Annotated in this window: 20 protein-coding genes; 5 read left to right on the top strand and 15 right to left on the bottom strand. The window is 68.2% G+C overall.

Annotated elements, in window-relative coordinates; all coding sequences use genetic code 11:
• Positions 1 to 107: 107 nt before the first annotated feature.
• From ACR9Y5_RS01840 to ACR9Y5_RS01800, 9 genes are all read right to left on the bottom strand, one after another.
• Positions 108 to 824 (bottom strand): gluconate 2-dehydrogenase subunit 3 family protein, encoded by a 717-nt coding sequence (locus ACR9Y5_RS01840; protein WP_481296352.1) that lies wholly within the window; start codon positions 822 to 824, stop codon positions 108 to 110.
• 35 nt (positions 825 to 859) lie between these two features.
• Complete coding sequence (locus ACR9Y5_RS01835) at positions 860 to 2,509, bottom strand: GMC family oxidoreductase (RefSeq protein ID WP_481296351.1); 1,650 nt, start codon at positions 2,507 to 2,509, stop codon at positions 860 to 862.
• A gap of 43 nt (positions 2,510 to 2,552) precedes the next feature.
• Positions 2,553 to 3,494 carry an aldo/keto reductase gene (locus ACR9Y5_RS01830; protein ID WP_481296350.1) on the bottom strand — a complete coding sequence of 314 codons (942 nt, stop codon included), beginning with the start codon at positions 3,492 to 3,494 and terminating at the stop codon, positions 2,553 to 2,555.
• 31 nt (positions 3,495 to 3,525) lie between these two features.
• Positions 3,526 to 4,515, bottom strand: a complete 990-nt coding sequence (locus ACR9Y5_RS01825; RefSeq protein ID WP_481296349.1) for a LacI family DNA-binding transcriptional regulator — start codon at positions 4,513 to 4,515, stop codon at positions 3,526 to 3,528.
• Between the two features lie 55 nt (positions 4,516 to 4,570).
• Complete coding sequence (locus ACR9Y5_RS01820) at positions 4,571 to 5,638, bottom strand: ABC transporter permease (RefSeq protein ID WP_481296348.1); 1,068 nt, start codon at positions 5,636 to 5,638, stop codon at positions 4,571 to 4,573.
• A gap of 50 nt (positions 5,639 to 5,688) precedes the next feature.
• Positions 5,689 to 7,197: a sugar ABC transporter ATP-binding protein gene (locus ACR9Y5_RS01815; RefSeq protein ID WP_481296347.1), complete on the bottom strand. Its 1,509-nt coding sequence runs from the start codon at positions 7,195 to 7,197 to the stop codon at positions 5,689 to 5,691.
• A 100-nt stretch (positions 7,198 to 7,297) separates the two neighbouring features.
• On the bottom strand, positions 7,298 to 8,374 hold the full coding sequence (locus tag ACR9Y5_RS01810; protein WP_481296346.1) for a sugar ABC transporter substrate-binding protein: 1,077 nt from the start codon (positions 8,372 to 8,374) through the stop codon (positions 7,298 to 7,300).
• A 109-nt stretch (positions 8,375 to 8,483) separates the two neighbouring features.
• A complete protein-coding gene (locus ACR9Y5_RS01805) occupies positions 8,484 to 9,569 on the bottom strand; it encodes a nitrilase-related carbon-nitrogen hydrolase (RefSeq protein ID WP_481296345.1) in 1,086 nt (361 codons plus the stop codon).
• A 134-nt stretch (positions 9,570 to 9,703) separates the two neighbouring features.
• Positions 9,704 to 10,024, bottom strand: a complete 321-nt coding sequence (locus tag ACR9Y5_RS01800) for a hypothetical protein (RefSeq protein WP_481296344.1) — start codon at positions 10,022 to 10,024, stop codon at positions 9,704 to 9,706.
• 526 nt (positions 10,025 to 10,550) lie between these two features.
• Here ACR9Y5_RS01800 and ACR9Y5_RS01795 point away from each other — a divergent pair.
• From ACR9Y5_RS01795 to ACR9Y5_RS01780, 4 genes are all read left to right on the top strand, one after another.
• Complete coding sequence (locus ACR9Y5_RS01795) at positions 10,551 to 11,534, top strand: AraC family transcriptional regulator (protein ID WP_481296343.1); 984 nt, start codon at positions 10,551 to 10,553, stop codon at positions 11,532 to 11,534.
• Positions 11,535 to 11,968: 434 nt separating this feature from the next.
• Entirely contained in the window at positions 11,969 to 13,126 is a 1,158-nt protein-coding gene (locus tag ACR9Y5_RS01790) for a glutathione-independent formaldehyde dehydrogenase (RefSeq protein WP_481296342.1), read from the top strand.
• 5 nt (positions 13,127 to 13,131) lie between these two features.
• The gene (locus ACR9Y5_RS01785) at positions 13,132 to 13,689 is read left to right on the top strand and encodes a type 1 glutamine amidotransferase domain-containing protein (protein ID WP_481296341.1); all 558 of its coding nucleotides are present in this window, start codon (positions 13,132 to 13,134) and stop codon (positions 13,687 to 13,689) included.
• Position 13,690: 1 nt separating this feature from the next.
• Positions 13,691 to 14,371 carry a DUF1345 domain-containing protein gene (locus ACR9Y5_RS01780; RefSeq protein WP_481296340.1) on the top strand — a complete coding sequence of 227 codons (681 nt, stop codon included), beginning with the start codon at positions 13,691 to 13,693 and terminating at the stop codon, positions 14,369 to 14,371.
• Between the two features lie 12 nt (positions 14,372 to 14,383).
• Here the strand turns inward: ACR9Y5_RS01780 and ACR9Y5_RS01775 are convergent, their stop codons facing one another.
• The gene (locus ACR9Y5_RS01775) at positions 14,384 to 15,700 is read right to left on the bottom strand and encodes an MFS transporter (protein ID WP_481296339.1); all 1,317 of its coding nucleotides are present in this window, start codon (positions 15,698 to 15,700) and stop codon (positions 14,384 to 14,386) included.
• A gap of 451 nt (positions 15,701 to 16,151) precedes the next feature.
• Here ACR9Y5_RS01775 and ACR9Y5_RS01770 point away from each other — a divergent pair, with 451 nt between their 5' ends.
• On the top strand, positions 16,152 to 19,511 hold the full coding sequence (locus ACR9Y5_RS01770; protein ID WP_481296338.1) for a LamG-like jellyroll fold domain-containing protein: 3,360 nt from the start codon (positions 16,152 to 16,154) through the stop codon (positions 19,509 to 19,511).
• 69 nt (positions 19,512 to 19,580) lie between these two features.
• On the opposite strand, the gene ACR9Y5_RS01765 is transcribed toward ACR9Y5_RS01770, so the two are convergent.
• From ACR9Y5_RS01765 to ACR9Y5_RS01745, 5 genes are all read right to left on the bottom strand, one after another.
• Entirely contained in the window at positions 19,581 to 20,384 is an 804-nt protein-coding gene (locus ACR9Y5_RS01765; RefSeq protein WP_481296337.1) for a hypothetical protein, read from the bottom strand.
• 171 nt (positions 20,385 to 20,555) lie between these two features.
• On the bottom strand, positions 20,556 to 21,380 hold the full coding sequence (locus ACR9Y5_RS01760; protein ID WP_481296336.1) for a carbohydrate ABC transporter permease: 825 nt from the start codon (positions 21,378 to 21,380) through the stop codon (positions 20,556 to 20,558).
• Complete coding sequence (locus ACR9Y5_RS01755; protein ID WP_481296335.1) at positions 21,377 to 22,297, bottom strand: carbohydrate ABC transporter permease; 921 nt, start codon at positions 22,295 to 22,297, stop codon at positions 21,377 to 21,379. Before ACR9Y5_RS01755 ends, ACR9Y5_RS01760 begins: the two co-directional genes overlap by 4 nt.
• The gene (locus ACR9Y5_RS01750; RefSeq protein WP_481296334.1) at positions 22,297 to 23,655 is read right to left on the bottom strand and encodes an extracellular solute-binding protein; all 1,359 of its coding nucleotides are present in this window, start codon (positions 23,653 to 23,655) and stop codon (positions 22,297 to 22,299) included. The genes ACR9Y5_RS01755 and ACR9Y5_RS01750 overlap by 1 nt, the downstream gene beginning before the upstream one ends.
• Before the next feature lie 3 nt (positions 23,656 to 23,658).
• Positions 23,659 to 24,633 (bottom strand): carbohydrate kinase family protein, encoded by a 975-nt coding sequence (locus tag ACR9Y5_RS01745; protein ID WP_481296333.1) that lies wholly within the window; start codon positions 24,631 to 24,633, stop codon positions 23,659 to 23,661.
• Positions 24,634 to 24,671 lie beyond the last annotated feature (38 nt).

The following is a 24,671-nucleotide window of genomic DNA, read 5'->3' as shown; positions in this document are numbered from 1 at the left end:
CGCGCCGCACGCGGCCCACCGGTTCTCGTCTCCGTCATCCCCCAATTATGGCCGTCACCGGCCGGACGCTTGCGAGCGCCCGGCCGGTGCGGTGGTGGGCCGCCGGCTCAGCGGTTGCCGTAGCGCAGCACGGCCGGGTGCTGCTCGTACGGCCACTCCGCCTCGGGGATCATGTACTCCAGTGTCGTGTAGCTGCCGTCCATCGTGGCGGCCAGCGACGGCGGCCCGGGGAAGCCGATCACCCGCCAGCCGACGCGGTTGTCGTTGCCGCCGTAGACCGGATCGCCGTAGAACCCCTGCCGCGTGTTCAGCACCAGGAGCGGGAAGAACTCGAGGAAGTCCTCGTTGACCGGCTGGTTGCCCGCCGGGGCTCCCCCGCTGCCCTGGCCGTCCGACTCGGCGAAGACGAACTTCGCCGGCTTCTCCTTCTTCGAGATGATCTCCAGGACACTGTCCTGCTGATCCTCGTCGAGGTCGACGAAGTCGGCGCCGAACTTCTCGGCGGCGATCCCGTCGAGTTCGACGATCCCCTCGCGATAGAACTTCTGCCTGCTCTCGATGCGCTCCCGCCAGGCCTTCTCCTCGAGCCCCTCCATGCGGAGGAACCCCTTGCCGTCAGCCGCGGGGAAGACGAACTGCGTCCCCGCCAGCATCCGGTCGATGAATCGCACCACCCCCGCCTCTTTCGCTCCCGGGTGGTGGTCCGTCGGAATGATCCGCGCAGTGGCGGCCTCGACAGTCGCCCACTCGTGCTCCGTGAAGAACAGCGGCCCATCCGTGTCTCGCGTCGAGATCGGTACGGTGACCCATTCTGCCTGTCCCATTGTCTTCGTCGTCTCCTCTGAGGTCGGCGTGGATGTCAGTCGGTCCAGCCGTGGCGGTCCACGGCGATGATCCGGTCGGCGCAACGCCACGCGTTCGCCATGATCGTGAGCGCGGGGTTGATGCCCGTCGCCGTCGGGAAGAAGCTCGCGTCGAACACGTAGAGGTTGGGCACCTCGTGCGAACGGCACCACTTGTCGACGACCGAAGTCGCCGGGTCGTCGCCCATGCGGGCGGTCCCGAGCTCGTGCGAGGTGTTCCCGGTGATGCGCTCCATGTTGACCGGGACGATCTTGGATGCTCCCGCGGCCTCGAGGATCTCCCCGTTCTTCTTCACCTGCCACTTCTCCTGCGCGAAGTCGTTCGCGTGCGGAGTGTGGGTGATCCGGGCGACGGGGAGGCCCCAGGCGTCCTTCACGGTCGGGTCGAGGTCCACGCGGTTCGACTCGACGGGGAGGTCGTGCAGAAGGATGCCGATCTTCATGCTGTAGTTGAACAGGTCGCGGTCGGCGTCCTTGGCGGCCTGGCCCCAGGTGGGGCGTCCGGGGAAGCTCCAGTTCACGGGGTGCCCGAGCATCGACGGGAAGATGAGCGAGCCGAGGATGTGGCCACGCGACTCGTCGGTCTCGTAGAAGTCGAACGAGCACAGGTTCATGTAGTGACCGGACCAGCCGTACAGCGGGTCGTGCAGCTCCTTGTCGAACAGGCCGACGGAGAACGAGTACTGGTGGAACGTCGCGTTCTTGCCGACCTGCCCGCTCCCGTTGCCGAGACCGTCGGGGAACAGCGCCGACTTCGACATGAGCAGCAGCCGCGGCGTTTCGATGCCGCCACCGCAGACGATGACCGCTTTGGCGTTCTGCACGAACTCGTTGCCGTTCTCGTCCTGGTAGCGCACGCCCGTCGCCTTGCCGGTCTTGTCGACGAGGATTTCGCTGACGTAGCAATCGGAGCGGAGGTCGTACAGTCCGGTGTTGACGGCATCCGGGATGAAGCTGATGAGCGTCGACGACTTGCCGTTGCCCGGGTCGGGGTACTGCTGCCAGAACCCGTTCTCGCTGAACGGCTTGCGGCCCCGGTACGGCTCGGTCACCATGCCCTGCGGCATCGGGAACGTGCTGTGCCCCATCTTGTTCATCGCGGTGGCGAACTTGCGGCCGATCTGGCTGAGCGGCGCGGGCTTGGTCGGGTAGTCGCGGCTGCGGCGACCCTCCCACCGGTTGGCGCCACCGAGACCGGAGGTGCCGAACTCCCACTCCACGCGGGTGTAGTACGGCTCGAGGTCGTCGTAGGTGATGGGCCAGTCGACGAGGCTCGCGCCCTCGACGTCGCCGTGGATCGAGCGGAGGCGGAAGTCGTTCTCCGTCATCCGCGGCACCATGCCGCCCCAGTGGGTGGTCCCGCCGCCGACGACCTGCGGGGTCGCCGAGAAGTTGGTGATGACCGCTTCCTCGCTGTCGTTCTGACGGTACGTGCGCGGCTTGAGCTTCGGGTCCTGCCAGATGAAGTTGCGGTTGAGGAACTTGAGCTCGTCACCGGACGCGTGCTCCGGCTTGAGCCAGGGCCCGCGCTCGAGGCCGACGACGCGGAGGCCCGCTTCCGTCAGCACCTTCGCGGCGGTCGCCCCGCCGGCGCCGGCGCCGACGATCACGACGTCGACCGGCTCGGGGTTCTTGAGAGTGGTCATTGTCTGTCCTTCCTTGTGACGTTCTGTCGGGGGGATGCGCCGCCTAGGCGAGCACCCCGGCGCGGCCCAGCCGCGCGATCGGGAGCAGCGCATCCCACAGCGCCTCCGGGATGTCGAACTCGGCCAGTTCCACCGTCTGGGCGACCCGCCCGGGCTCCGACATGCCCACGATCGTGGAGGTGACGCGCGGGTCGCGCAGCGAGAACTGCAGGGCCGCGGCTGCGAGCGGGACGTCGAACTCGGCGCACAGCGCCTCCATTCGGCGCACCCGTTCGAGCACCTCGTCGGCGACGGGGGCGTAGCAGTAGGTGGGGACCGCGTCGGGCCCCTTCACGAGCATCCCGCCGCCGAACGGCGCCGCGTTCACGAACGCGACCCCGCGCTCCTGCGCGTCGTCGAGGAGCGGCTCCGCCGACTGGTCGACCAGGGTGAACCGGTTGTGGCTGATCACCGCATCGAAGGCCCCGGTGGCGAGGTACTGCAGTTCGAGGTCGATCGGGCCTCCGGCGACGCCGAGGTGACCGATCACGCCCTCGTCCCGCAGCGCGATCAGCGCCTCGAGCGGACCGCCGGCACCCACGCCCTCCTCGAAGCTGATCTTCTCGGGGTCGTGCAGGTAGACGAGCGGCAGCGTGTCGAGGCCGAGGCGTTCGAGGGACTCATCGACCGAGCGGCGCACCCGGTCGCCGGAGAAGTCCGTGGTCCCCGGGATGGGGTCCACCTTCGTGGCGACCAGGAAGCCGTCCGGCACTCCCCCGTTCTCACGGATGGCCTGGCCGATGCGCTTCTCGCTGTCGCCTCCGCCGTACTCGTTGGAGGTGTCGATGAAGGTGAACGGCCCCTCGAAGACCCGGCGGATCGTCGCGACGGCGGTCTCGGTGTCCACTTCGTAGCCGTACTGGGCGGGGAAGCTGCCGAGGGCGCTGGTCCCGACGCAGACGTCGGAGACCGTGAGTCCGGTGCGCCCGAGTTGTTTGGTGGTCATGCGCTTCTCTTTCTGTTGTGGATTCGGTGGTTCAGGGGGTTCGTGACGGGGGCGCGGTGCTGTGGCGCACGACGAGTGTCGGGCTCACCCGTGGCAGGGGGTCCGCCTCGCCGCCGCGCATCAGATGCAGGATGCGGTCGACCGCCAGGCGGCCGACCTCTTCGAAGTCGAGGCGGACGGTGGTGAGCGCCGGCCGGTAGTACTGCGACTCGGGGACGTCGTCGAAGCCGACGACGCTGACGTCCTCGGGCACACGGAGACCGGCGTCCGCCAGCGCTTTGATCACGCCGAGGGCCATCTGGTCGTTGGCGACGAACACCGCGGTGATCGTCGGATTGCACGCGATCTCGCGTCCGGCCGCGTACCCCGAGCGGGTCGACCAGTCGCCCGAGATCACCCGGTTCGTGACGCGTCCCGCCGCCGCGAGGGTCCGTGCCCAGCCGCGGAGCCGTGCGTCGCTGCCCAACCAGCCGGTGGGCCCTGCGACCTGCCAGACGGTCTCGTGTCCCAGTTCCAGCAGGTGCTGGGTGGCGAGCTCGGCTCCTGCGATCTCGTCGGTGGCGACGCTCAGCGTGCCCTCCGCTGCGCCCGGTTCGAAGACCACCAGGGGAACGCCGGCATCGAGGCCCGAGATGGCTTCGAGGGCCGCATTCACCGGGGCCAGGACGACGATCCCGTCGACCGAGTCCTCCACCAGGTGCTCCAGTGCGGCTTTCATGGCGGCCCGGTCCACGTCGCCGAGGGTGACGAGGTTGGTCGCGTAGCCGGCCGCCCTTGCCTCGTCCGCGATCCCGCTGAGAGCGACGGACGGGCCGTACTGGGCGAGTCCGAAGCTCACGATGCCGATGTTCATCGTCCGCCCGTTGGCCAGGGCGCGAGCGGCCGGGTTGCGGCGGTAGCGCAGCTGCCGGATGGCGGTCTCCACCCGGTCCCGGACCTCGGGGGCCACGTTGGGGCTCCCGTTGACGACCCGGGAGACGGTCTGCTGGGAGACCCCGGCGAGCCGTGCGACGTCGATCATCCTGGCACCGCGAGTCGTCGACTGCTTCTCGTTGCTCGAAGGTGCCGACATCGGCTCAGCTCGCTGCCCGTGCGGTCCGCCGGCCGAAGTGCGACCGGAAGAACCCGGAGATCCTCTGGACACCCCCCGCCGAGGAGAGGAAGACGGCGATGACGATGACGGCGCCCTTGATGACCAGCTGCGGCTCCGACGAGATGCCGACCAGGTTCATGACGTTGATGATCGTGGCCAGCACGAACACACCGATCACGGCGCTGATGGGATCCCCCTTGCCGCCCATGAGCGAGGCGCCGCCGACGACGACGGCCGCGATGGCGTCCAGCTCGTAGCCGACGCCGATGAGCGAACTGCCCTGGCGCAGCTGGGCCGCGGCGATCAGGCCGGCGAGCCCGGCGAGAAGCCCCGACATCGTGTAGGTGATGATCAGGTTGCGGGCGACCGGGAGACCGGAGAGACGCGCGGCCTCCGGGTTGCCGCCGATCGCGTACAGCGACCGGCCGAACGTGGTGAACTTCGCGACCAGCGCCGCGAGGATCATCACGACGAGGAAGATCATCACGGGGTTCTGCAGCCCGAGGGTGGTGCCCCGCGCGAAGAGGTCGATGAAGGTCTGGTCCGTGATCTGGATCAGGCTGGTCGACTGGATGATGTAGCTGAAGCCTTTGACGGCGCTCATCATCGCGAGGGTGGCGATGAACGGCGGGATGCGCAGCCACACGACGAGGAGACCGTTGATCAGCCCGGCGACTCCGCAGCAGAACAGGGTGAACGCCACCGAGAGCCCCGTGGCCATGCCGGCCTGCAGGGTGAGGGCGACGATGACGGTCGACATCGCCAGGATGGAGCCGACGGACAGGTCGATCCCTCCGGTGAGGATCACGAAGAACTGGCCGACCGCCAGCACCGCCACGATGGACGCCGCCGCGATCACGTTCTCCGCGTTCCTCAGCGTGAGGAAGTCGCCGGAGACGTAGTAGCCGATCACGATGATCACGACGAGGACGAGCAGGAGGTAGGTCTTCGGGAGCATGCGCTTGAGCACGCCGCCCCACGTCGACCGTGTGGGCGTGGCCGCGGACGTTCCGGCGGACGTCGCCGGCTCTTGGAGGGTCTTGTTCGACATTGTCTTTCCCGTCGTTGGGTTCTTGTCAGTGGTGTTCGGGGGCGATCGGCTCAGCCAAGGAGCTGGAGGATGCGCTGCCCCTGAGGGTCGATCTCGTCGTGATCGAACTCGGCGACCACGCGGCCGCGAGCCATCACCAGGACGCGGTCGCACATCATCGCCTCGGAGATCTCGGAGCTCGCGATGACCACGGTCCCGCCCGACCGGGCGAAGTCGCGGATCAGCTCGTACATGTCCTCCTTGGCTCCGACGTCGACGCCGCGCGTCGGCTCGTCGCAGATGAGGAGCCGCGAGGAGCGCACCAGCCAGCGGGCGAGGATGCCCTTCTGCTGCGTTCCGCCGCTGAGGGTCTTCATCGGCTGGTTGACGCTGGAGACCTTCATCCCGAGTCGCGTCACCATGTCCTGGGCCGCTCGCTTCTCACGCTTCCCGTCGATGACGGAGAGCCGGCTGAACATCGGCATGCTCGCGAGGGTGATGTTGCCCGCGACGCCCATCTCCGGGATGAAGCCCTGCGCCTTCCGGTCCTGAGGGAGGAGTCCGATGCCCCGGCGGATGGCGTCGCGCGGCGAGGCGAAGTCGACCGGCTTGTCGTCCATGAGCAGCCGGCCATCGGTCTTCCGGCGGGCGCCGGCGAGCAGGCTGGCGAGCTCCGACTGGCCGGAGCCGATGAGCCCGGCGATGCCGAGCACCTCGCCCTGGTACAGATCGAAGTCGATGTCGGCGACGCGGTCGTCCTCGCCGAGGCCGCGAGCCGAGAGGAGGATGTTCTCCGTCCTGCCCGCTCCGAGCCGGGGGCTGCGCTCGCCGCGCAGGGCCGCATCCGCGATGGATCCTTCGAGGCTCTTGCCGACCATCGCCGTGACGACGTCGGCCGGCTTCGTCTCGGCCGTACGGAGGTTGGCGGCGGTGACGCCGTCGCGCAGGACGGTGACAGCGTCGCAGAGGCTGTAGAGCTCGTCCATGCGGTGGGAGATGTAGAGGAGCGTGACGCCCTCGGCGGCGAGCCGGCGCAGCACGGTGAAGAGCCGCTCGACATCGGGCAGGGGGAGCGTGGAGGTGGGCTCGTCCAGCAGCAGCACCCGCGCATCCTTGTGGAGCGCCTTCGCCAGCTCGACCGCCTGCTGCTCGGCCACGGAGAAGCTCGAGACCGGCTGTCGCACGTCGAGGTCGAAGCCGACACGCGCCAGGGCCTCCCGCGCCTGGGTCTGCATCGCATTCCAGTCGACGACAGCGCCCTTCGTCGGCAGCGTGCCGAGGAAGATGTTCTCGGCCACGGACAGCGACGGCACCAGGCTCAGCTCCTGGTAGATGGTGTGGATGCCGGCGGCTTGCGCATCCGTCGGCTCCTTGAAGCGCATCACTTCACCGCCCAGCCGGATCGTCCCGCCATCCGGGATCTCGGCGCCGGAGAGGATCTTGACGAGCGTCGACTTGCCGGCGCCGTTCTGACCGGCGAGAGCGTGGATGCTCCCCCGCTTGACCGAGAAGCTGACCCCCTTGAGCGCCTGGACACCCAGGTAGCCCTTGGTGATGCCCTCGAGCTGAAGCTCGTCCATGTTTCCTCTGCACTTCCTCGTGACGTGTGTGTGGTGGAGCCGGTCGCTGCGCCCGGACCGATGACACCGGGCGCAGCGACTCCTGGCGGCGCCTGAGCGCCTAGTCGTTCGCCCGCACGTAGGTGTCGGCGGGCTTGTAGTACTGCTTCGCGTTCTCCGGCGTGACGACGGTGGTCTTGATGAAGACCTCCTTCTTCGGGCACGCCTTCTTGTCGTTGTTGTAGGCGGCGACGGCCATCTTCACCGCGGCCACGCCCTGGTCCCACGGCTGGTTGGATGCGGTCGCCTGGAGCGGACCGGTCGGGTTGTCGACCATCTCCTTGACGACGTTCATCCCGCCGTCGTAACCGGCGACGATGACGCCGTCACCCCAGATGCCCGCCTGCTGGAGGCCCTGCTCGATGCCGCCCTCCATCACGTCGCTCATGCTGTAGACGATCTTCAGGTCCGGGTTGGCGGTCGCGACGTCGCGGATCGGCGCGAGCGCCTTGTCGGGCTTCCACTCGCCGTACTTCGTCTCGAGCTTCTTGGTCGTGATGCCGGGGTGGTCCTTCATCACGCTCTCGTAGCCCTTCATGAACCCGTTGAAGCGCAGGTCGCTGAGGACGTCGCCGGGGAAGCCGCCGATGCCGACGACCTTGATCTCTCCGGTCTCACCGAACTTCGCGAGCGCCTTCTTCGCGGCGACCTCGCCGGCGAGGGAGCCGGTGTAACCCTGGTCCTCCGCGACGTAGCAGTACATGTCCTTGACCAGCGAAGGGTCGAGGTTGGAGTTGACGGTGACGAGTGGCACGTTCGCGTTCTGGAGCGCGGCGACCGAGGCCCCCACACCGATGGGGTCGTTGGGATTCATGATCACGACGTCGACGTTCTTCGTGATGAGGGTCTGCACGTCGGCGTTCTGGCGCACCGTGTCGCCGTTCGCGTCGAGGAGCTGGATCGTGGCGCCGAGCTTCTTCGCCTCGGCCTGGCCGCCCTCGACGAGGGTCTTCCACCAGTCGCTTCCGCTGATGCCGCGCTGGCTCCAGCCGATGACGAGGCCCTTGCCCGTCTTCTTGTCCGCGTCGGAGGCGGCGGCGCCGTCGGTTCCGCCGCGGGCGCATCCTGTGAGCAGGACGGCGGTGACCGCGGCGATGCCCGCGATCTTGAGCATGGATCGGGTACGGGTGCTGATCATGTTTCCACTTCCTTGTGAGGTGATCGGTGCGGGTACAGCTTCAGGGGGTGGTGGCGGCGGCGCCCCGATGGGGAGGACAGGATGTCCGCGGGACGCCGCCGCCGGGTGCTCAGTCGAGCGGGGTGAAGACCCCTCGCTCCTCGAGCAGCTTGATGTTGCGGGCACGGGTGGCGCGCTCGCGGGCGAGCCAGTCCTCCCCGGGAGGGGCGTCCAGATACTGGTTCTTCGGGTAGATCGGCTTCTCGTAGATGGCCGCGTACTGCTCGGTGCGGAGATCCTTGAAGCCGTTGAAGACGCCGTTCGCCTGACGGTCGCGACGCAGGGCGTCGATGTCGATCGTCGTGCTGACGAACGTGTCGCCCGCCGTCACACCCGGCGTCTCGGTGATGATCTTGCCGCGCTGGTTGACGATCATCGAGCGGCCGCCGAAGAGATCGTTGATGACGCCGTCCGGGCCGAGCTCGGGGCCGAGGTTCGGTGCGACCACGATCGCGTTGTTGAAGAGCGCGTGCGCCTTGTTCTGCACCTCCCACATGCCCTGCGAGGTCTGCGGCTCGATGAGCGTGGCGCGGATGATGATCTCGGCGCCGTTCATGGCGAGGCCGCGCGCGATCTCGGGGTAGGCACCCTCGTGGCAGATGACGTAGCCGATGTTGCCGATGTCCGGGGTCTTGGCCACGGGATAGATCGCGTCCATCACGTTGCCGTTGCCCTTCTTGACGATCCACTCGTCCCACAGGTCGTGCGGGTTGGTGGTGCCGAGGGTGCCGCCTTCGAAGCCGTCCGAGGTGGCCTTGGCGCGGCGGTAGATGACCTCGCCCTGCGGGTCGATCATGAACGCGCAGTTGAAGTAGCGGTCCGGGAAGTCGTCGTCGGCCACCAGGTACAGCTCGCCGGCGATGTAGGTGTCGAGCTCTCGCGCCGCCTTGGCGAGCTCGTCGGTCTCGGGCCCGGGGATGGTGCGGGCGAACTTCTTCTCCCACTCGCGGTCACCGGCGTGGAAGGCCATGTGCATCCCCTGGATCGCCATCTCGGGGATGACCACCAGCTTGACCGGGTAGCCCTCGGTCGCTGCCACGCCGACCGCCGTCTTCATGAACTGGATGATGCGCTTGGTGTTCTTCAGCGCGTCCTCCGGCTCGACGATGGGGATCTGCAGCGGCGACAGCGCTACGACTGTGTACGGCTCAGTCACGTCCAACTCCTTCGTTGTTTGGGTTCGTGTGGCCATGTTAGCGCACTATCAGACGCTGTCAAACGAAAGTTTGAACGCTGTGGTTGCGGGAATTTGGCCTCATATTGTCATGAGTGAGCGCACTCACAACTCGATCAGTGGTTGTGCAGTTCGCGCTGGATCGTGCCGGCCGCACCCGGCAGCGGCACGACATCCTCCAGCCCGAGCTCGACCAGCGCGAGCCGCGCGCGGAGGATCGACGTGCGGGGCAGCCCCGTTGCCTCGGCGAGCTGTTCGGCGGTCAGGCACGACGTCCCGCGGGCCGACGCCTGGGACGCTTCAGCGAGTGCGACGGCTCGAACGGTGTCGAGGTCGAGCCCGGTCGTCGCCAGGATCGGGCAGGACGCGGGGCGCGCGAGTGCTGTCTCCACCGCCGCCAGCCACGCGTCGCGGCCGGAGAATCGTCGGTCCCTCATCTGGGTCTCGGCACCACGTTCTCGCCTCGGCCGCTATCTGGCTGCGGCGAACAGCCACGCTGCGAGGGCACGCACCCGGTGCCGGAACGACGTCGGAGCAGGGGCCGCCGGGACGGCCGGCGCCTCCGCCTGGCGCGGGGTCCCGGGCAGGAATTCGACGAATCCGCATCGTGGGCAACTGGACAGGTGCTGGTGGACGGCGAGACCGACCCCGTAGTACGGGTTGCGGCTCACCCGCATGCGGCTGAGGCACCGCGGGCACCAGCGCGGGCGCGTCACCTGATTCGGCTCGATCATCGTGGTCCAACGGCTTCGGGCGGGCGGAAAGGACGGGCCGGCACGGTGACCCTCCCCACCCGAAGGGGAGGGCCACCGTGCCGATGGGTCGGACACGTCGCCCGTGCCTCAACGGTAGGTCGGCCCCGGAAGCCGGGCTATCCGTCCGGCGAACGCGGGTGTCCACTTCCCGAACAACCCATCCTCGGGCGGGACTGAACGCTCCGCGGGACGTGCTTACAATCGCGGCATGATTCCGGATCCCGGCGAGCTGTTCGCGGCGCACCGCGTGGCGGCCGGTGGCAGCGTCGAGGAGGCTCGACAGGCGCTCTCCGAGGTCTTCCTGCCTGTGGACTTCCCGTCGGCACGGCCGTCGAGTCGTCTCGCGATGACGCTCAACGCGCTCGATGTCGGCCGGGTCACCTGCGGCTTCATGCAGTTCCGCGAGGAGATCTGCATCGAGACGGCCGAAGCCGAGAACTACCATCTCGACATCCCGATCAACGGCAGGGCGGTGATGAGAGCCGGGGTCGGACCCGAGATCCACGCCACGCCGCAGACGGCCGGGGTCTTCACGCCCGGCAAGCCCGTGCGGCTCGACTGCAGCGCGTGGTTCTCCCAGCTGTCCGTCATGATCCCCCGCGACGAACTGCAACTGGAGCTCGAACGTCTCCTCGGCCGGGAGTCGGTCCGCCCCCTCGAGTACACGCGGGAACTCGACGTGACGGGGCCGGGAGGCCGCATGATGCTGCAGGCCCTCCTGACGATCGACGGCGCCTCCAGAATGGAGGACGGCCCGCTCGCGCACCCGCTGGCCCGGCTGCGGCTGGAGCAGGCGCTCATCCAATCGCTGCTGTTCGCGCAGCCGCACAACCACTCGGCCGCGCTCCGCGCTCCGGCGCCCGACCCGGGGGCGCGGCCCGTCTCACGCGCTGTGGAGCTCCTCCGCGCCGACCCTGCGCACCCCTGGACGGTCGTCGAGCTCGCGGCGGAGGTCTCGGTGAGTGCGCGCAGTCTGCAGCAGGGCTTCCGGCGATCGCTGGACACCACGCCCATGGCCTACCTCCGGAAGGTGCGCCTGGAGCACGTCAGGCAGGAGCTCGCCCGCGCCGAGCCGGGGACCGACAGCGTGACCGCAGCCGCCACCCGGTGGGGCTTCACCCACCTCGGCCGATTCGCGGCGGCGTACCGCAGCGCCTTCGGCGAGCACCCGTCGAAGACGCTGCGGTCCTAGCGCACGACGCCTCAGCGCACCTCGAAGCGCGCGCGTCGACCTCGGGGGCGCGAGCGAGTTCGCGATCGAGGCGTTCGTGAACGGCGTCCTCCACGCCGGGCCGGGGATCTCCTCGTACGTGCGTGGCGACGGCTGAGAACGTTCGGACGGATCATCGCGCATCCGGGTTTTTGGGAATTCCGGACCGCAGACCCCTTGCATCGACGGCGACCCGGGGGGAACATCCCCCTCTGTTGAAGCACTCGCGTGTGCGGGGGGAAACGGGATGAGTCCCGCTGTGCAGAGCGATCGGGGAGACCCGAGCCCGACGCCGGCGACCACGACGGCCTGAGCAGCCTCTGATGATTCCGGGCAGCCTGCCCCGCTCGCCATCGAGCCGTGCCCGCCGGCGTCCTGCAGTACGGGGAACATCATCATCCATGGAAGACGAGATCATGAAAGCAGTCGTGTACGAGGGTGCGCGATCGGTCAGTGTCAACGACGTCCCGGATGCTCGCATCGAGCGGCCGACGGATGCACTGGTCCAGATCACCACGACGAACATCTGCGGGTCCGACCTGCACATGTACGAGGGGAGGACCGACTTCGAGACCGGACGTTGGTTCGGCCACGAGAACATGGGCGTGGTCCTCGAAGTCGGCGACGGCGTCGACAAAGTGAAGGTGGGCGACTACGTCGTCCTGCCCTTCAACGTCGCCTGCGGGCACTGTAAGAACTGCGAGCGCGGGCTCACGAATTACTGTCTGACGGCGCAGCCCAAGAGCGAGTGGGCCGGCGCCGCCTACGGCTTCGCCGACATGGGCCCGTGGCCCGGGGGCCAGGCGGAGCTCCTCCGGGTGCCGTGGGCGGACTTCAACTGTCTGCGGCTGGGCGAGGACGCCGAGGAGAAGCAGACCGACTATGTGATGCTGGCCGACATCTTCCCGACCGGCTACCACGCGACCGAGATGGCGAACGTCAAGCCCGGCGACCAGACGGTCATCTACGGCGCCGGCCCGGTGGGATGCATGGCCGCCTACTCCGCCATTCTCAAGGGGGCGAGCAAGGTCATGGTCGTCGACCGTCACCCCGATCGCCTGAGGAAGGCCGAGGAGATCGGAGCCATCGCGATCGACGACTCCACAGTGGACCCGGTCGAGGCCGTCAATGAGATGACGATGGGGCTGGGCGCGGACAACGGATGCGAGTGCGTCGGCTACCAGGCGCACGACGTGGAGGGCCACGAACACCCGAACATCACCCTGAACCGGCTGGTCCAGTCGGTGCGCTTCACGGGCGACATCGGGGTGGTCGGTGTCTACATCCCGCAGGACCCGGGCGCGTCCGACGAGCTCGCCAAGCAGGGCGAGGTCGCGTTCGACTTCGGCGAGTTCTGGTTCCGCGGTCAGAAGATGGGCAGCGGGCAGGCCCCGGTGAAGAAGTACAACCGCCGCCTGCGCGACCTCATCGCCGCGGGCAAGGCGACCCCGTCATGGATCGTCAGCCACGAGCTGTCCCTCGACGAGGCGCCTGACGCCTACGAGCACTTCGACAACCGCGACGACGGCTGGACCAAGGTCGTCCTGCACCCCGCGGGCGCGCTGGCGGGGTGAGGACGATGGCAGGCGAACTGAACGGCCGCCGGGTCGCGATCCTGGCGGCGGACGGTGTCGAGCGCGTCGAACTCGAGAAGCCCCGGCAGGCCCTCGACCAGGCCGGAGCCGTCACGACCCTCCTGTCGCTCACGACGGGAGAGATCGCGGCACGCGACCACGACCTGGAGGACGCGGGGACGTTCCAGGTGGATGGGGACGTGCACAGCGCCGGCCCGGACGAGTTCGACGCGCTCCTGCTCCCCGGCGGGACCGTCAACCCGGACAAGCTGAGGATGGACAGCGGCGCGGTCGACTTCGTGCGGGCCTTCGTCGACTCCGGCAAACCCGTCGCCGCGATCTGTCACGGCCCGTGGAGCCTGATCGAGGCCGACCGGGTGCGCGGCCGCAGACTGACCTCCTGGCCGAGTCTGCGCACCGACCTGCGGAACGCGGGAGCCGAGGTCGTCGACGAGCAGGTCGTCACGGACGGCAACGTCACCACGAGCCGCTCGCCCGATGACATCCCGGCGTTCACCGAGCGCATCATGCAGGAGTTCGCGAAGACCCCCGCGACCGCCTGACATGGCCACTCGACCCAGCAGCCGTCGCACGTCGACGACCGGCCGGGTGCTCTCCGCCCGCCGCGCGCTCATCTGCGTCGCGGCGGGCGGGGTGGCCGGCGTCCTCGCGGCCGTGCTGCTCACACCGCCCCTCGGCCCGCTGGTGGGGTGGTGCATCGCCGGGATCACGGCGCTCGTGTGGGTGTGGCTGATCTGCTGGCCGCAGGATGCGGAAGGCACGGAGCGCGTCGCCCGCGAGGAATCCGTCTCGCAGCTGACCGACGACGCGATCGTCACAGCCTGCATCGCCAGCGTCGCGGCCGTCATCCTGGCCGTCGTGCAATCGAGGGACCGCGGCGGAGACGCCGTCTCGGTCGCACTGGTCATCCTCGGCTGCGTCGGCACGATCGTGGCCTGGGCGCTGGTCAACACCGTCTACGCCCTGAAGTATGCGCGCATGTACTTCATCGACCACCACCGGAGCGGCTTCGACCTCAAACAGGAGGCGCAGCCCACCTACAGCGACTTCGCCTACTTCGCCTTCACCATCGGGATGTCGTACTCGGCCTCCGTCATCCAGCCGACGGCGACCGGCATCCGCCGCAAAGCCCTGGCGCACGCCCTGTTGTCGTACTTCTTCGGCACGGTCGTGATCGCCGTGTCCATCAACCTCGTCACCAGCATCGGGCAGGGCGGTGGATGACAAGGCCGGAGCTCACGATGGTCGCGGCCCGCCCGCATCCGGGTCGGCCGCGGTCGCCCCAGCCCCCGGCTCGGCCGGCTCTGGGTCGGTCTGCACCGTCTTGGTGTCGGCCGGGTCGTTCTGGCGCCGGCTGGCGAACAGGAACGGGATGCCGATCAGCTCGACCGCTCCGCCGATGACCAGCGACGTGCCGTAGCCCCAGAGGTCGGCCGCGCGTCCGAGCGCCGGCTGGATGAACACCCCGCCGAGGCTGCCGAACAGCGAATCGAACGACAGCACGGTCGCGCGCTGCTTCGAGGGGATCATGTCGTTGAGGTAGGCCTGACGGACCGGCCCGGCCACCGCGAACACGAAACCCCAGATCACCAGCAGGGCGACCGCGAGCCAGAAGAGGCTGGTCACCCCGAGCGCCACGAGTATCACGATGCTCGTCAGCGATGCCCCGATCACGGTCGTCGTGCGCTTCGCGAACAGCGTCCGGATGCGCGAGGCGAGCACACCGCCCGCGACCTGCGCCAGCGACAGGATGGCGGCCGCGAGCCCGGCGATCGAGTACGCGGTCTTGTCCCCGTAGAGTTCCAGCAGATAGGGCTGCAGCGCATAGAAGGCGTAGATGCCGACGCCGGAGGCGAACGGCGCCGACAGGATCACCCAGCGCACCGACCGTTTGCGCAGCCCGTGATCGATCGACTGCTTCAGCACGTTCCTGGTCGCCGCGAGCGGGCGCATCGAGTGGTCGGGCGTGAAGCCCAGGTCTTTCATCACGATGGCCGCGAACACCAGCATGACGACCAGCACGCCGGCTCTCAGCAGGAACGGCACCCCGAGGTTGGTCGCCTGAGCGATGATCCCGCCGAGAACCGATCCGACGAACATCGAGATGCCGGTCACGACCAGGCCGCGGCCGAACACGGCCTCGAGACTCCCGGTGTACTTGGCGAACGCCAGCGCGTCGACGAGCCAGGCGTCGACTGCGCCGGAGAAGAACGTGAACCCGAGGCCGAGCAGTACCGACACGATCGCCCACCAGACGAACGGGGCGTGCCACAGCCACAGCATCCAGTACAGGCCGGTCGTCACCGACAGCGTGATCGTGCCCAGCAGGTACGACGCCTTCCGTCCGACCGTGTCGGCGACGACGCCCGTCGGGATCTCGAAGATCACCATGCCGGCGGTGAAGAATGCGTTCGCGGCGAACGCCTCGAAGTTGGAGAGACCGGCGTCGAGCAGGAAGAGCGTGTTGATCCCCCAGATGAACGACGCGGCCAGCGTATTGCCGAGCATCAACGTCAGATACACGCGCTGCACGCGGCGAGCCGCCGGATTCATGACCCGCGACCCCTCGGTCCATTCCGACTGGTCACCACTGCATGATGGACCCGCCGGAGGGTGTTCGGCTACGGCTGGCGCGCAAATCGAAGCGGTTCGACGTCGCTGGCTCGAACGCTCGAAACGACGCCCCGGATGGGCCGCAACCCGCCTTCCACAGGGTACGGCGGCCGCGAAAATCGCCCTCCGGCGAAAAAACCTTGACGGACCGCACGTGACGGGACTAGTTTTCAAACGCGAAGTGTCGAACCGGTTCGATAGTTCGCACTCCCCGGCAGACTCCGACAGTCGCCGACGCGATGCAAGGGAGCATCCCACCATGAAGAACCTCTCCGACGACAGAGGGACTCCGCTCCGCCTGCGTCCGCCCGACGAAAGCCGGCAGCCCTCGTCCGCGCCTCCGGCGTGTGACGCGACGCCTGTCCCATCCTCGAAAAAACGGAGACCACGCATGTCCATCCCATCAGCGGAACGGCGCAGAGAGCCGAACCGTGCCGCGGAATCCTTCCGCACCTCACGGCGGCGAAGCAGGACGCTTCGGTTCACCGCCGGTCTCGCCGGAACGGCGATCCTCGCCACCGGCGGCGCACTGACCGCGCTCCCCGCCCAGGCGGCCCCCACGGCCGCGTCCACCATCGTCGTGCACGCCGACCAGCCGTTCCGGCCGGTCAGCCACGTCGCGACCGGCTCGCTCTACGGGCTCGCCAACGCCACCACCCCCTCCGACAGCCTGGTCCAGGCGATCAAGCCGAACACCTTCGTGATGATGCCCATCGGCGGGCACCAGCAGGGCTCTGGCGACATCGGCAAGACCTGGCAGAAGGCGGCGAACGCCGGCGCCAAGGTCGTCGACCGCCTCTCCGACTACTACGCGGGATGGCCGTACCAGTTCAGCTGGAGCAACTGGGATCAGGTCGTCACCGACCAGATCCAGCAGGTCAAGGCGTCCGGCATGACCAACCTCGCCGCCTACGCCCCCTGGAACGAGGCCGACAACACCTGGCTCGCCTCCAACGGCACGTTCGAGGACTTCTGGACGCACACCTACCGCCTGATCCGCAGCCTGGACGCGACCACGCCGATCCAGGGACCGAGCCTGTCGGACAACATCAGCGACATGCAGAACTTCCTGAACAACGCCGTCGCGACGAACACCGTCCCGGACGTGCTCGCCTGGCACGAGCTGGAGACCTCGTCGAAGATCGCCGGCGATGTCGCCAAGGTACAGGCGATGGAGGACGCGCTGGGCATCCAGCGCCGGCCGATCGACATCGAGGAGTACGCCGCTCCCGCCGAGGTGGGCATCCCCGGCTCGCTCGTCGGCTACATCTCGAAGTTCGAGCGTCTCGGGATCCGCGACGCGGAGCTCGCCTTCTGGAACCAGTCCGGCGCCCTCGGCGACCTCCTGACCGGTCAGGGCGGCAGCCCGAACGGCGCGTACTGGCTCTACAAGTGGTACGCGGACATGAGCGGCGACATGGTGACCACCACCCCGCCGGGCAACACCAACTTCGACGCGGCAGCCAGCGTCACCTCCGACAAGAAGGAGGTGGACGTGATCACCGGCGGGACCTCGGGAACGGCCGGCATCACGGTCGCCGGACTCGACAAGCTCTCGCTGGGCTCGCAGGTCAACGTCAAGCTCGAGTACACGCCGTCCTACGGCCGTACGACGGCGGTGGCGGGACCGATCACCATCTCCAGCACCAACTACCCGGTCGGCGCTGACGGCTCCATCACCGTCCCCGTCGTGATGAACCCGGCCTACGGGTACCACATCGTGGTCACCCCGGCGTCGGACACCACGGACCTGTCGGGCACCTACACGATCACCAACGTGAACAGCGGACTCGCCCTCGACACACAGGCGTCCGGCACGACCGCGGGAACCGCGGCCGTCCAGGCCACCCCGGTCGCCGGCGGCAGCAGCACCCAGACGTGGAAGTTCGTCGCTGCGGGCTCGGGCCTCTACAAGATCGTCAACCCGGCGACGGGTCTCGTCCTCGGGATCCAAGGCGGCACGAGCGCGACGGGCACGCCCGCCGTGGTCTGGGGCGACAGCGGCACCGACGACCATCTCTGGCAGGCGGTGCCTGACGGGAAGGGGAACATCCGGCTCGCGAACTACGGCACCGGACTGGTCCTGGCCGTCGCCGGCATGAGCACGGCGTCCGGCGCAGGTGTCGTCGAATGGACGGACGGGTCGTCGACCTCCGGCTGCACGGCCACCGGTGCGCGCCAGCCGGGGAAGATCGGCTCCGCCCTGTCGTTCTGCAACACGACGGCCTACGCGACCCTCCCGACCGGATCGGTCAGCGGCCTCACCGGCGACTACACCGTGTCCGCCTGGGTGAACCCGGCCAGCAACGCATCGTGGCAGCGTGTGTTCGACATCGGTTCCAGCAGCAACGCCAGCATGTTCCTGACGCTGAACGACGGGACCGAACTGCGCTACGCCATCACCACGAGCGGCGCCGGGGGCGAGCAGCGCCTCAACAGCAGTACGAAGACCCTGCCCCTCAACCAGTGGTCCCTGGTGACCGTCACGGTCGCGGGAACGACAGGCACGCTGTACGTGAACGGTCAGGTGGTCGCCACCAACTCGGCCATGACCATCCACCCGTCGGCGTTCGGCCAGAGCACGAAGAACTACATCGGCAAATCGCAGTACGGCGGTGACCCGGCCCTGAATGCGACAGTCGACGACTTCAACATCTACAGCCGGGCGCTGAGTGCCGCCGAGGTCGCCACCCTGGCGTCCGGTCAGGCGGGCAACGGCGACGTCGTCCACTACGCGTTCGATGAGACCGGCGGCGCGACGCTCGTCGACTCGTCGGGCAGCGGCCGCAACGGAACGGTCGTTCCCGGCAGCTCCTCGACGAACAACACGTCGGCCACGGATGCTGCGACCGCCGACCACTTCTGGACGCTGCACGCCGTGAGCGCGCCCACCGCCCCCAGCGGTGTCGCGGCAACGGCCACCTCGTCCGCGGTGACGGTCGGCTGGACGGCGCCGGCGGACGACGGTGGGACCCCCATCACCGGCTACCGCATCTACCGGCAGGGCACGACCGACCCGGTCGCGACCGTCGGCGGCGACGCCACATCGGCCTCCGTCACTGGAGTCTGGCCGGGCGACACCGCGACGTTCGCCGTCTCGGCGGTCAACGCGGTCGGCGAGAGCGCCGTCTCCGGCTGGAGCGCACCGGTCACCGTCCCGGACGGATCGACCACCAAGCCGGGCCAGGCCGTGCTGTCGAACGACAACGGATGGGACACCGGGCTCAAGGACGGCGACTACAACGTCGTCATGAACCTGTGGCGGGGCGAGGAGGGATCGATCTTCCGGCTCTACGAGAACGGCACTCTGATCGCGACCAAGCAGCTGACCTTCGGCGGCGTCGGTGCGCAGAGCGTCAGCATCCCGGTCCAGGGCAAGACGAACGGCACGTACGTCTACACCGGCCAGCTCGTCAACGCCAACGGGACGACCGCGACCACCTCGACCACGGTCGCGGTGACGCAGGCGAACCCGGGCACCCCGGTGCTGAGCAACGACAATTGGAGCGGCGGCGGCACCTACACCGTCACGGCGAACATGTGGTGGGGCACGAACGCCACCTCCTACACGTTCTACGAGAACGGGGTGGTGGTCGGGCAGGGCGACCTGACCGCGGCGACGCCGAACGCGCAGACCGCGACCCTCGCGGTGGCGGGGAAGGACAAGGGCACCTACGTGTACCAGGTCGACTTCACCAACGCGGCCGGCACGACCAGCAGCAAGACGATGACCGTCACGGTCACCAAGTAGTCACACCGGGATGCGGGCGGAGTCGCGACGACTCCGCCCGCATTCTGGCGCCGCGAAGATTCGCAGTGCTCAGTTCGGGAGGGCCATGTCCTCTACGCAGCGCTCGACCGTGGTTTCGCTCGCGCGAAAGTACGTGAAGACGCCGGTGCGTCTCACGACGAGGTCGAAGGTCGAGGGATCTCCGCCGTCATGGCGCTCGATGCGTACTCCCGTCGACCCGAGGCGATCCGTCACGGTGACCGCACGAATCGTCGTCGCTGCATCGCGGGGAACAGACAAGAGAAGTTTCGGTTCACGCTCGGTGGTCCACACCGTGACCGCGGATGCGGTCGCCGCGAGTATGAGGTCCTGCGGGATGATCGCGCCCGGCCTGCTGCGGTGGAGCTCGTTCGCGAATCGATCCGTGCGCAGAGCCGGCCAGGCTGCGACCGAGCCCTCGATCCTGCCTGCAGACCTTCTGAACCGCTGCCATCCGATTGCGCTCGGCAGGACTGTCGCCAAACCCACGACGACCACCACGGAGACCGCCACTGTCCAGTCGATGGCGGCACCGTTCAGCCCGGCCCAAACGATGCGGAACACTGCATAGGCGGTGAAGGACGCCACGCCGACCCACATCCAGACGGTCCTGGAACGCGACGACGAATCCGGAGCGGAACTCTTCGCGATCGACTCCGCACCCCTCGAGGCTTCGGCGATGACGAGCGGAGACGAATCGCCCGAAGGATCGTCGCCTGCCCGAGCCTCGTGTCGACGAAGCACGTCGGCCGTGTAAGCGATCGAGTAAGGAATCACGAGAGAAGCGATCAGCAGCCAGATCGCCCACCCGGAGGACATGAAACCCCGAACATCGACGATCAGGAGGATGGTCATGCTCACCGTCAAGGGCGCCGACACGATGAGCGCGCTCAAGCCGAGGCGGCGCCATCCCGCAGACGTGCGCAAATTCATTCGTTGCCCCTACTCATCGGCTACCGGCCGACCCCATTCTCACCGAAGCTCGTGACCGCGCCGGCCAGCGCAACGCAGTGACCGTTCCGCGGCTCAGCGCGTGCCGACGCCGCCCGCGATACCGCTGATGAGCCGTCGCTGCAGGACGAGGTAGAGGATGACGATCGGCAGAGCGATCAGGATGCCGGCCGCCGAGAGCAGCGAGTAGTTCGTCATGTGCTGCCCCTGGAAGAAGGCGAGGCCCAGCGGAGCGGTGCGGAGCTGGTCCTGCGTGATCATCACGAGCGGGATCAGGAACTCGTTCCAGGTCCACATGCCGACCAGGACGGCCATCGTGCCGATCGACGGCCACGACGCCGGCACGAGCACCCGCCACAGCAGCCGCCGGTCGGTGGCGCCGTCGAGCCGGGCCGCCTCGATGATCTCGCCGGGGAACGACCGGAAGTGGTTGCGCATCCAGAACGCCGCGAAGCCCAGAGACTGGGCGGTCTGCGGCAGGATCAGCGCCCAGTACGTGTCCGTGAGGCCCGCCGTGCGGAGGTTGAAGTACAGCGGGATGATGAACGCTTCCTCCGGGAGCATGAGTCCCACGAGCAGCACGAAGAAGAGGATCCCCGAGCCCGGGAAGGTCATGCGCGCGAACGCATAGCCCGCGAGGGTCGCCAGGACGAAGGTGACGGCGACGACGGCCACCGCGACCAGGACGCTGGAGACCATGTACGACGAGAAGTGGCCCTCAGTCCACGCGTCGGTGTAGTTCTGCAGGCGCAGCGTGCGCGGCAGCTGGAATCCGCCGGTGTTGTCGGCCGGGGGAATCACCGACGAGAACAGCACGCCGACCAGAGGCAGCAGCGCGAACAGCGCGAAGACACTGAGAATCACGTAGTCGACGGTCTTCTCGACCCTGCCGATTCTCATGCGGTCTCCTTCGGCTGCAGTCGGGTGATCAACCAGGAGATCACCATGATGAGGACGGTCAGGACGATCGCGACGGCCGCGGCGGAGCCGACCTGCCCGGTATTGAAAGCGCGGTTGAAGGCCTCGAAGGCCGGCACGCTCGTGCTGGTCCCCGGGCCGCCCTGGGTGGTGATGTAGACGATGTCGAACGTCTTCAGCGTGGCGGTGACAGTCAGGGTGAGCGCGATGGCGATCTGCCCCCGCAACGCCGGAAGCGTGACGCCGAAGAACTCGCGCAGCGGCCCCGCGCCGTCGATGCGCGCGGCCTCGAAGACGGACGCCTCGATGTTCTGCACACCACCGAGGAAGAGGACGAGGCACAGCCCGGTGTTCACCCACGTGCCGATGAAGCCGATCGCCACCAGGGCGAAGGCGTAGTCGCCGAGCCACGCCCGCGCCAGATCGCCGAGGCCGACCATCCCGAGCACCTGGTTCAGCAGGCCGTGAGGTGCGTAGATCGACACCCAGATCGTGCCGACGACCACCGACGCGATCACCTGCGGGAGGAAAAGCACGGTCCGGAAGAAGCCCATCCCGCGAAGCCGGTTGGCGTGCGAGAGCACGATCGTCAGCGCGAGGCCGAGGATCACCGGCAGCGCCGCATAGAAGAGGAGGAGCACGCACACGTGCAGGAACGAGTCGCGCAGCGGGACGTCGGTGAACACGGCCGCATAATTCTTCAGCCCCGCCCAGGCCGAGGCTCCGATGCCGTTCCAGTCGTAGAAGGAATACTGGAAGGTCTGCAGGAGCGGCACGACGATGAAGGCGGCCAGCACCAGCACGGCCGGCGCGATGTACAGGTACGCGGCGGGCTGCCACCGGCGCCGCGCGCGGGTGCGCGGGGCGTCGGTGGCAGTCGCGGTGAGGGTTTGCGCCATTACTTGTTTCCGGAGACGAAGCCCGAGTAGTCGGTCTGCAGCGTCTGGGTGAACTGCTGCGGAGTGGACTTCTGGGCCGTGAGGTCCTGCATCGCCGCCGTCAGCGTGTTGTAGAACGTCGGAGTGGTGTAGTCGAGGTACGGCACGATGCTCTTGCCCGCGCTCAGCGAGGTGTACTGATCGTAGACGCTCGCCTGCAAAGATCCGGCCTCCGCCTTGTGGTCGGCGGGCAGGACGGTCGGCAGGCTGTTCGCGTCGATCATCGTCTGAGCGCTGGAACGGCCCGAGATGAAGTCGATGTAGGCCGCTGCGGCGTTGGGGTGGGCGGACTTCGACGTGATCGCCCACGCGAGGCCCTCGCCGCCCTGGGTCGCCGGCGCGGAGGCGCCCGCCGGGGTGAGGGCCGCCATCCCCGCGTTCGTCTGGCCGAGGGCCTGCCCGATCGTCGACATGTCCCAGGTCCCGTCGATGATGAAGGCGGCCTTGCCCTTGCCGAAGTCGGCGACAGCCGCATCCTGCGAGATGCCGTTGGCGTCCGCGGGCAGGTAGCCCTTCTGCGACCAGTCCTGGATGGTCGCGGCGGCGTCGACGTTGGCCTTGTCCGTCCACGCGCCCGACTTGGCGGAGACGAGGTTCTGCACGGCCGTCGCGCCGGCCGTGGCGGCCTGCACCACACCGTAGAGCTGGATGCCGCGCACCTTCTCCAGGTCGCCGTACGCCATCGGCTCGATGCCTGCGGCCTTCGCCTTGGCCATGTCGGCCGTCAGGTCGTCGAGCGTCTTGGGCGCATCGACGCCCAGCGTGCTCAGGATCTTCTTGTTGTAGTAGACCCCGACGAACTCACCGGTGTTGGAGACCCCGTACAGGTTGCCGGTCTGCCAGTGCTTTCCGTCGGAGCTGAACGTGTTGAGGGCGAGGAGATTCGACGGGAAGTAGTCCCGCCAGCCGTACAGCGACGAGTAGTCGTTCAGCGGGGCGAGCATGCCACCGGAGACGAATGCGCCCATGTCGGGGTAGCCCTGGTTGGCCTGCACCACGTCCGGCGGGTTGTTGCCCGAGAGCGCGAGCTTGAGAGTCGTCTTCAGGTCGGAGAACGACTGGCTGTTCCGCTTGATCGTGATGTTCGGGTACTTCTTCTCGAACGCGGCGTTGAGCTTCTTCTGTGCGGTGTCGATGTCGCCGGTGTTGTTCTGATCCCAGACGGTCAGGGTGTACTTCCCGGACTCCACCGTCTTGGACGCCGTGGTCTTGGATGCGTCGGAGCCGCCCCCCGACGACCCCGGTGCACACCCGGCCAGGAGTACCGCGGTCGCCGCGGCGAGCGCGCCGACCGCTAGGGCGGTGAACTGCTTCTTCATGGTTTACCTTTCTGTTGCCGTGGTCTGCTGGAGTGGCGCTCGCCGAATCCAGTCGTGGAGGAAGTCCCAGTCGAAGTCCCCGGCCCGTCGTTCGACGAAGCCGATGAGCTCCTGAGCGGTCGCGGCGCTCGCGCTGCCACCGAGTCCCGTCACCGAGTAGGCGGCGGCGGCCGTGGCGAACCGGAGCCGTTCGGCGAGGGTCCATTCCTCGCCGAAGGAGGTCATGAGGGCGGCGGTGAACACGTCGCCGGCGCCCGTCGGGTCGACCGCCGCGACCTGGATGCCCGGCACCTCGGCCTCCTCGCCGTTCGCGGAGTCGACGGCCAGCACGCCGCCCGCCCCACGGGTGACGACCGCCAGGCCCACGTGATCGGCAAGGGCGCGGGCCGCTGCCACCGGGTCGGATGTGCGGGTGTACGCCATCGCCTCTTCGTGGTTCGGGATGAAGACGTCGACTTTGTCCAGTTCGGCCAGCAGGTCGGTGGACCATTCGCCGCTCGCGTCCCACCCGACACCGCCGACGATCACGGCTCCCCTCGAGCGCAGCTGGAGCGCCCACGGCTGGGCGGCGTCCGCGAGGCCGAGGTGCACCGCGGCCACGTCGTCGAGCCGCTGGGGGATCGCGGCCGGGTGCTCCTCCACGTACGAGATGAAGCCGCGGTCGTGGGGCCCGGAGATCGCCACGCTGATCGGGGTCTGGTACCCCGCGACGGTCACAAGCTCGTCGAGATCGAGGTTCGCCTCCGAGCGGAGTGCCGCGTGGATGTGCGATCCGATGACGTCGTCGCCCATGGTGGCGACCAGCCGGGAGTCCGCGCCGAGACGCGCTGCAGCCACCGCCCGGATCGCAGCGCCGCCGGCGGCGATGCCGAAGCGGTCCGCGTACTTCTCCTGCCCGAGGACCGGGACATCGGCGCCCGCGAAGATCAGGTCGCAGAAGACATCCCCGGTGAAGAGCAGGACCCCGGGTCGGGACAAACGGTGATGCAACGGTTCACTCCTTCGTACTACTCCGG

This window comes from Leifsonia sp. KNZ13-11D (genome assembly GCF_056754895.1).
This window is presented reverse-complemented; position numbering and strand designations above follow the sequence as displayed.

Excerpts from the sequence above, each read along its gene's own strand:
- ACR9Y5_RS01835 (WP_481296351.1), bottom strand. The coding sequence starts at position 2,509 with ATGACCACTCTCAAGAACCCCGAGCCGGTCGACGTCGTGATCGTCGGC.
- ACR9Y5_RS01775 (WP_481296339.1), bottom strand. The coding sequence starts at position 15,700 with ATGAATCCGGCGGCTCGCCGCGTGCAGCGCGTGTATCTGACGTTGATG.
- ACR9Y5_RS01795 (WP_481296343.1), top strand. The coding sequence starts at position 10,551 with ATGATTCCGGATCCCGGCGAGCTGTTCGCGGCGCACCGCGTGGCGGCC.
- ACR9Y5_RS01770 (WP_481296338.1), top strand. The coding sequence starts at position 16,152 with ATGTCCATCCCATCAGCGGAACGGCGCAGAGAGCCGAACCGTGCCGCG.
- ACR9Y5_RS01825 (WP_481296349.1), bottom strand. The coding sequence starts at position 4,515 with ATGATCGACGTCGCACGGCTCGCCGGGGTCTCCCAGCAGACCGTCTCC.
- ACR9Y5_RS01760 (WP_481296336.1), bottom strand. The coding sequence starts at position 21,380 with ATGAGAATCGGCAGGGTCGAGAAGACCGTCGACTACGTGATTCTCAGT.
- ACR9Y5_RS01810 (WP_481296346.1), bottom strand. The coding sequence starts at position 8,374 with ATGATCAGCACCCGTACCCGATCCATGCTCAAGATCGCGGGCATCGCC.
- ACR9Y5_RS01790 (WP_481296342.1), top strand. The coding sequence starts at position 11,969 with ATGAAAGCAGTCGTGTACGAGGGTGCGCGATCGGTCAGTGTCAACGAC.
- ACR9Y5_RS01780 (WP_481296340.1), top strand. The coding sequence starts at position 13,691 with ATGGCCACTCGACCCAGCAGCCGTCGCACGTCGACGACCGGCCGGGTG.
- ACR9Y5_RS01800 (WP_481296344.1), bottom strand. The coding sequence starts at position 10,024 with ATGAGGGACCGACGATTCTCCGGCCGCGACGCGTGGCTGGCGGCGGTG.
- ACR9Y5_RS01815 (WP_481296347.1), bottom strand. The coding sequence starts at position 7,197 with ATGGACGAGCTTCAGCTCGAGGGCATCACCAAGGGCTACCTGGGTGTC.
- ACR9Y5_RS01750 (WP_481296334.1), bottom strand. The coding sequence starts at position 23,655 with ATGAAGAAGCAGTTCACCGCCCTAGCGGTCGGCGCGCTCGCCGCGGCG.
- ACR9Y5_RS01830 (WP_481296350.1), bottom strand. The coding sequence starts at position 3,494 with ATGACCACCAAACAACTCGGGCGCACCGGACTCACGGTCTCCGACGTC.
- ACR9Y5_RS01785 (WP_481296341.1), top strand. The coding sequence starts at position 13,132 with ATGGCAGGCGAACTGAACGGCCGCCGGGTCGCGATCCTGGCGGCGGAC.
- ACR9Y5_RS01755 (WP_481296335.1), bottom strand. The coding sequence starts at position 22,297 with ATGGCGCAAACCCTCACCGCGACTGCCACCGACGCCCCGCGCACCCGC.
- ACR9Y5_RS01840 (WP_481296352.1), bottom strand. The coding sequence starts at position 824 with ATGGGACAGGCAGAATGGGTCACCGTACCGATCTCGACGCGAGACACG.
- ACR9Y5_RS01820 (WP_481296348.1), bottom strand. The coding sequence starts at position 5,638 with ATGTCGAACAAGACCCTCCAAGAGCCGGCGACGTCCGCCGGAACGTCC.
- ACR9Y5_RS01765 (WP_481296337.1), bottom strand. The coding sequence starts at position 20,384 with ATGACCATCCTCCTGATCGTCGATGTTCGGGGTTTCATGTCCTCCGGG.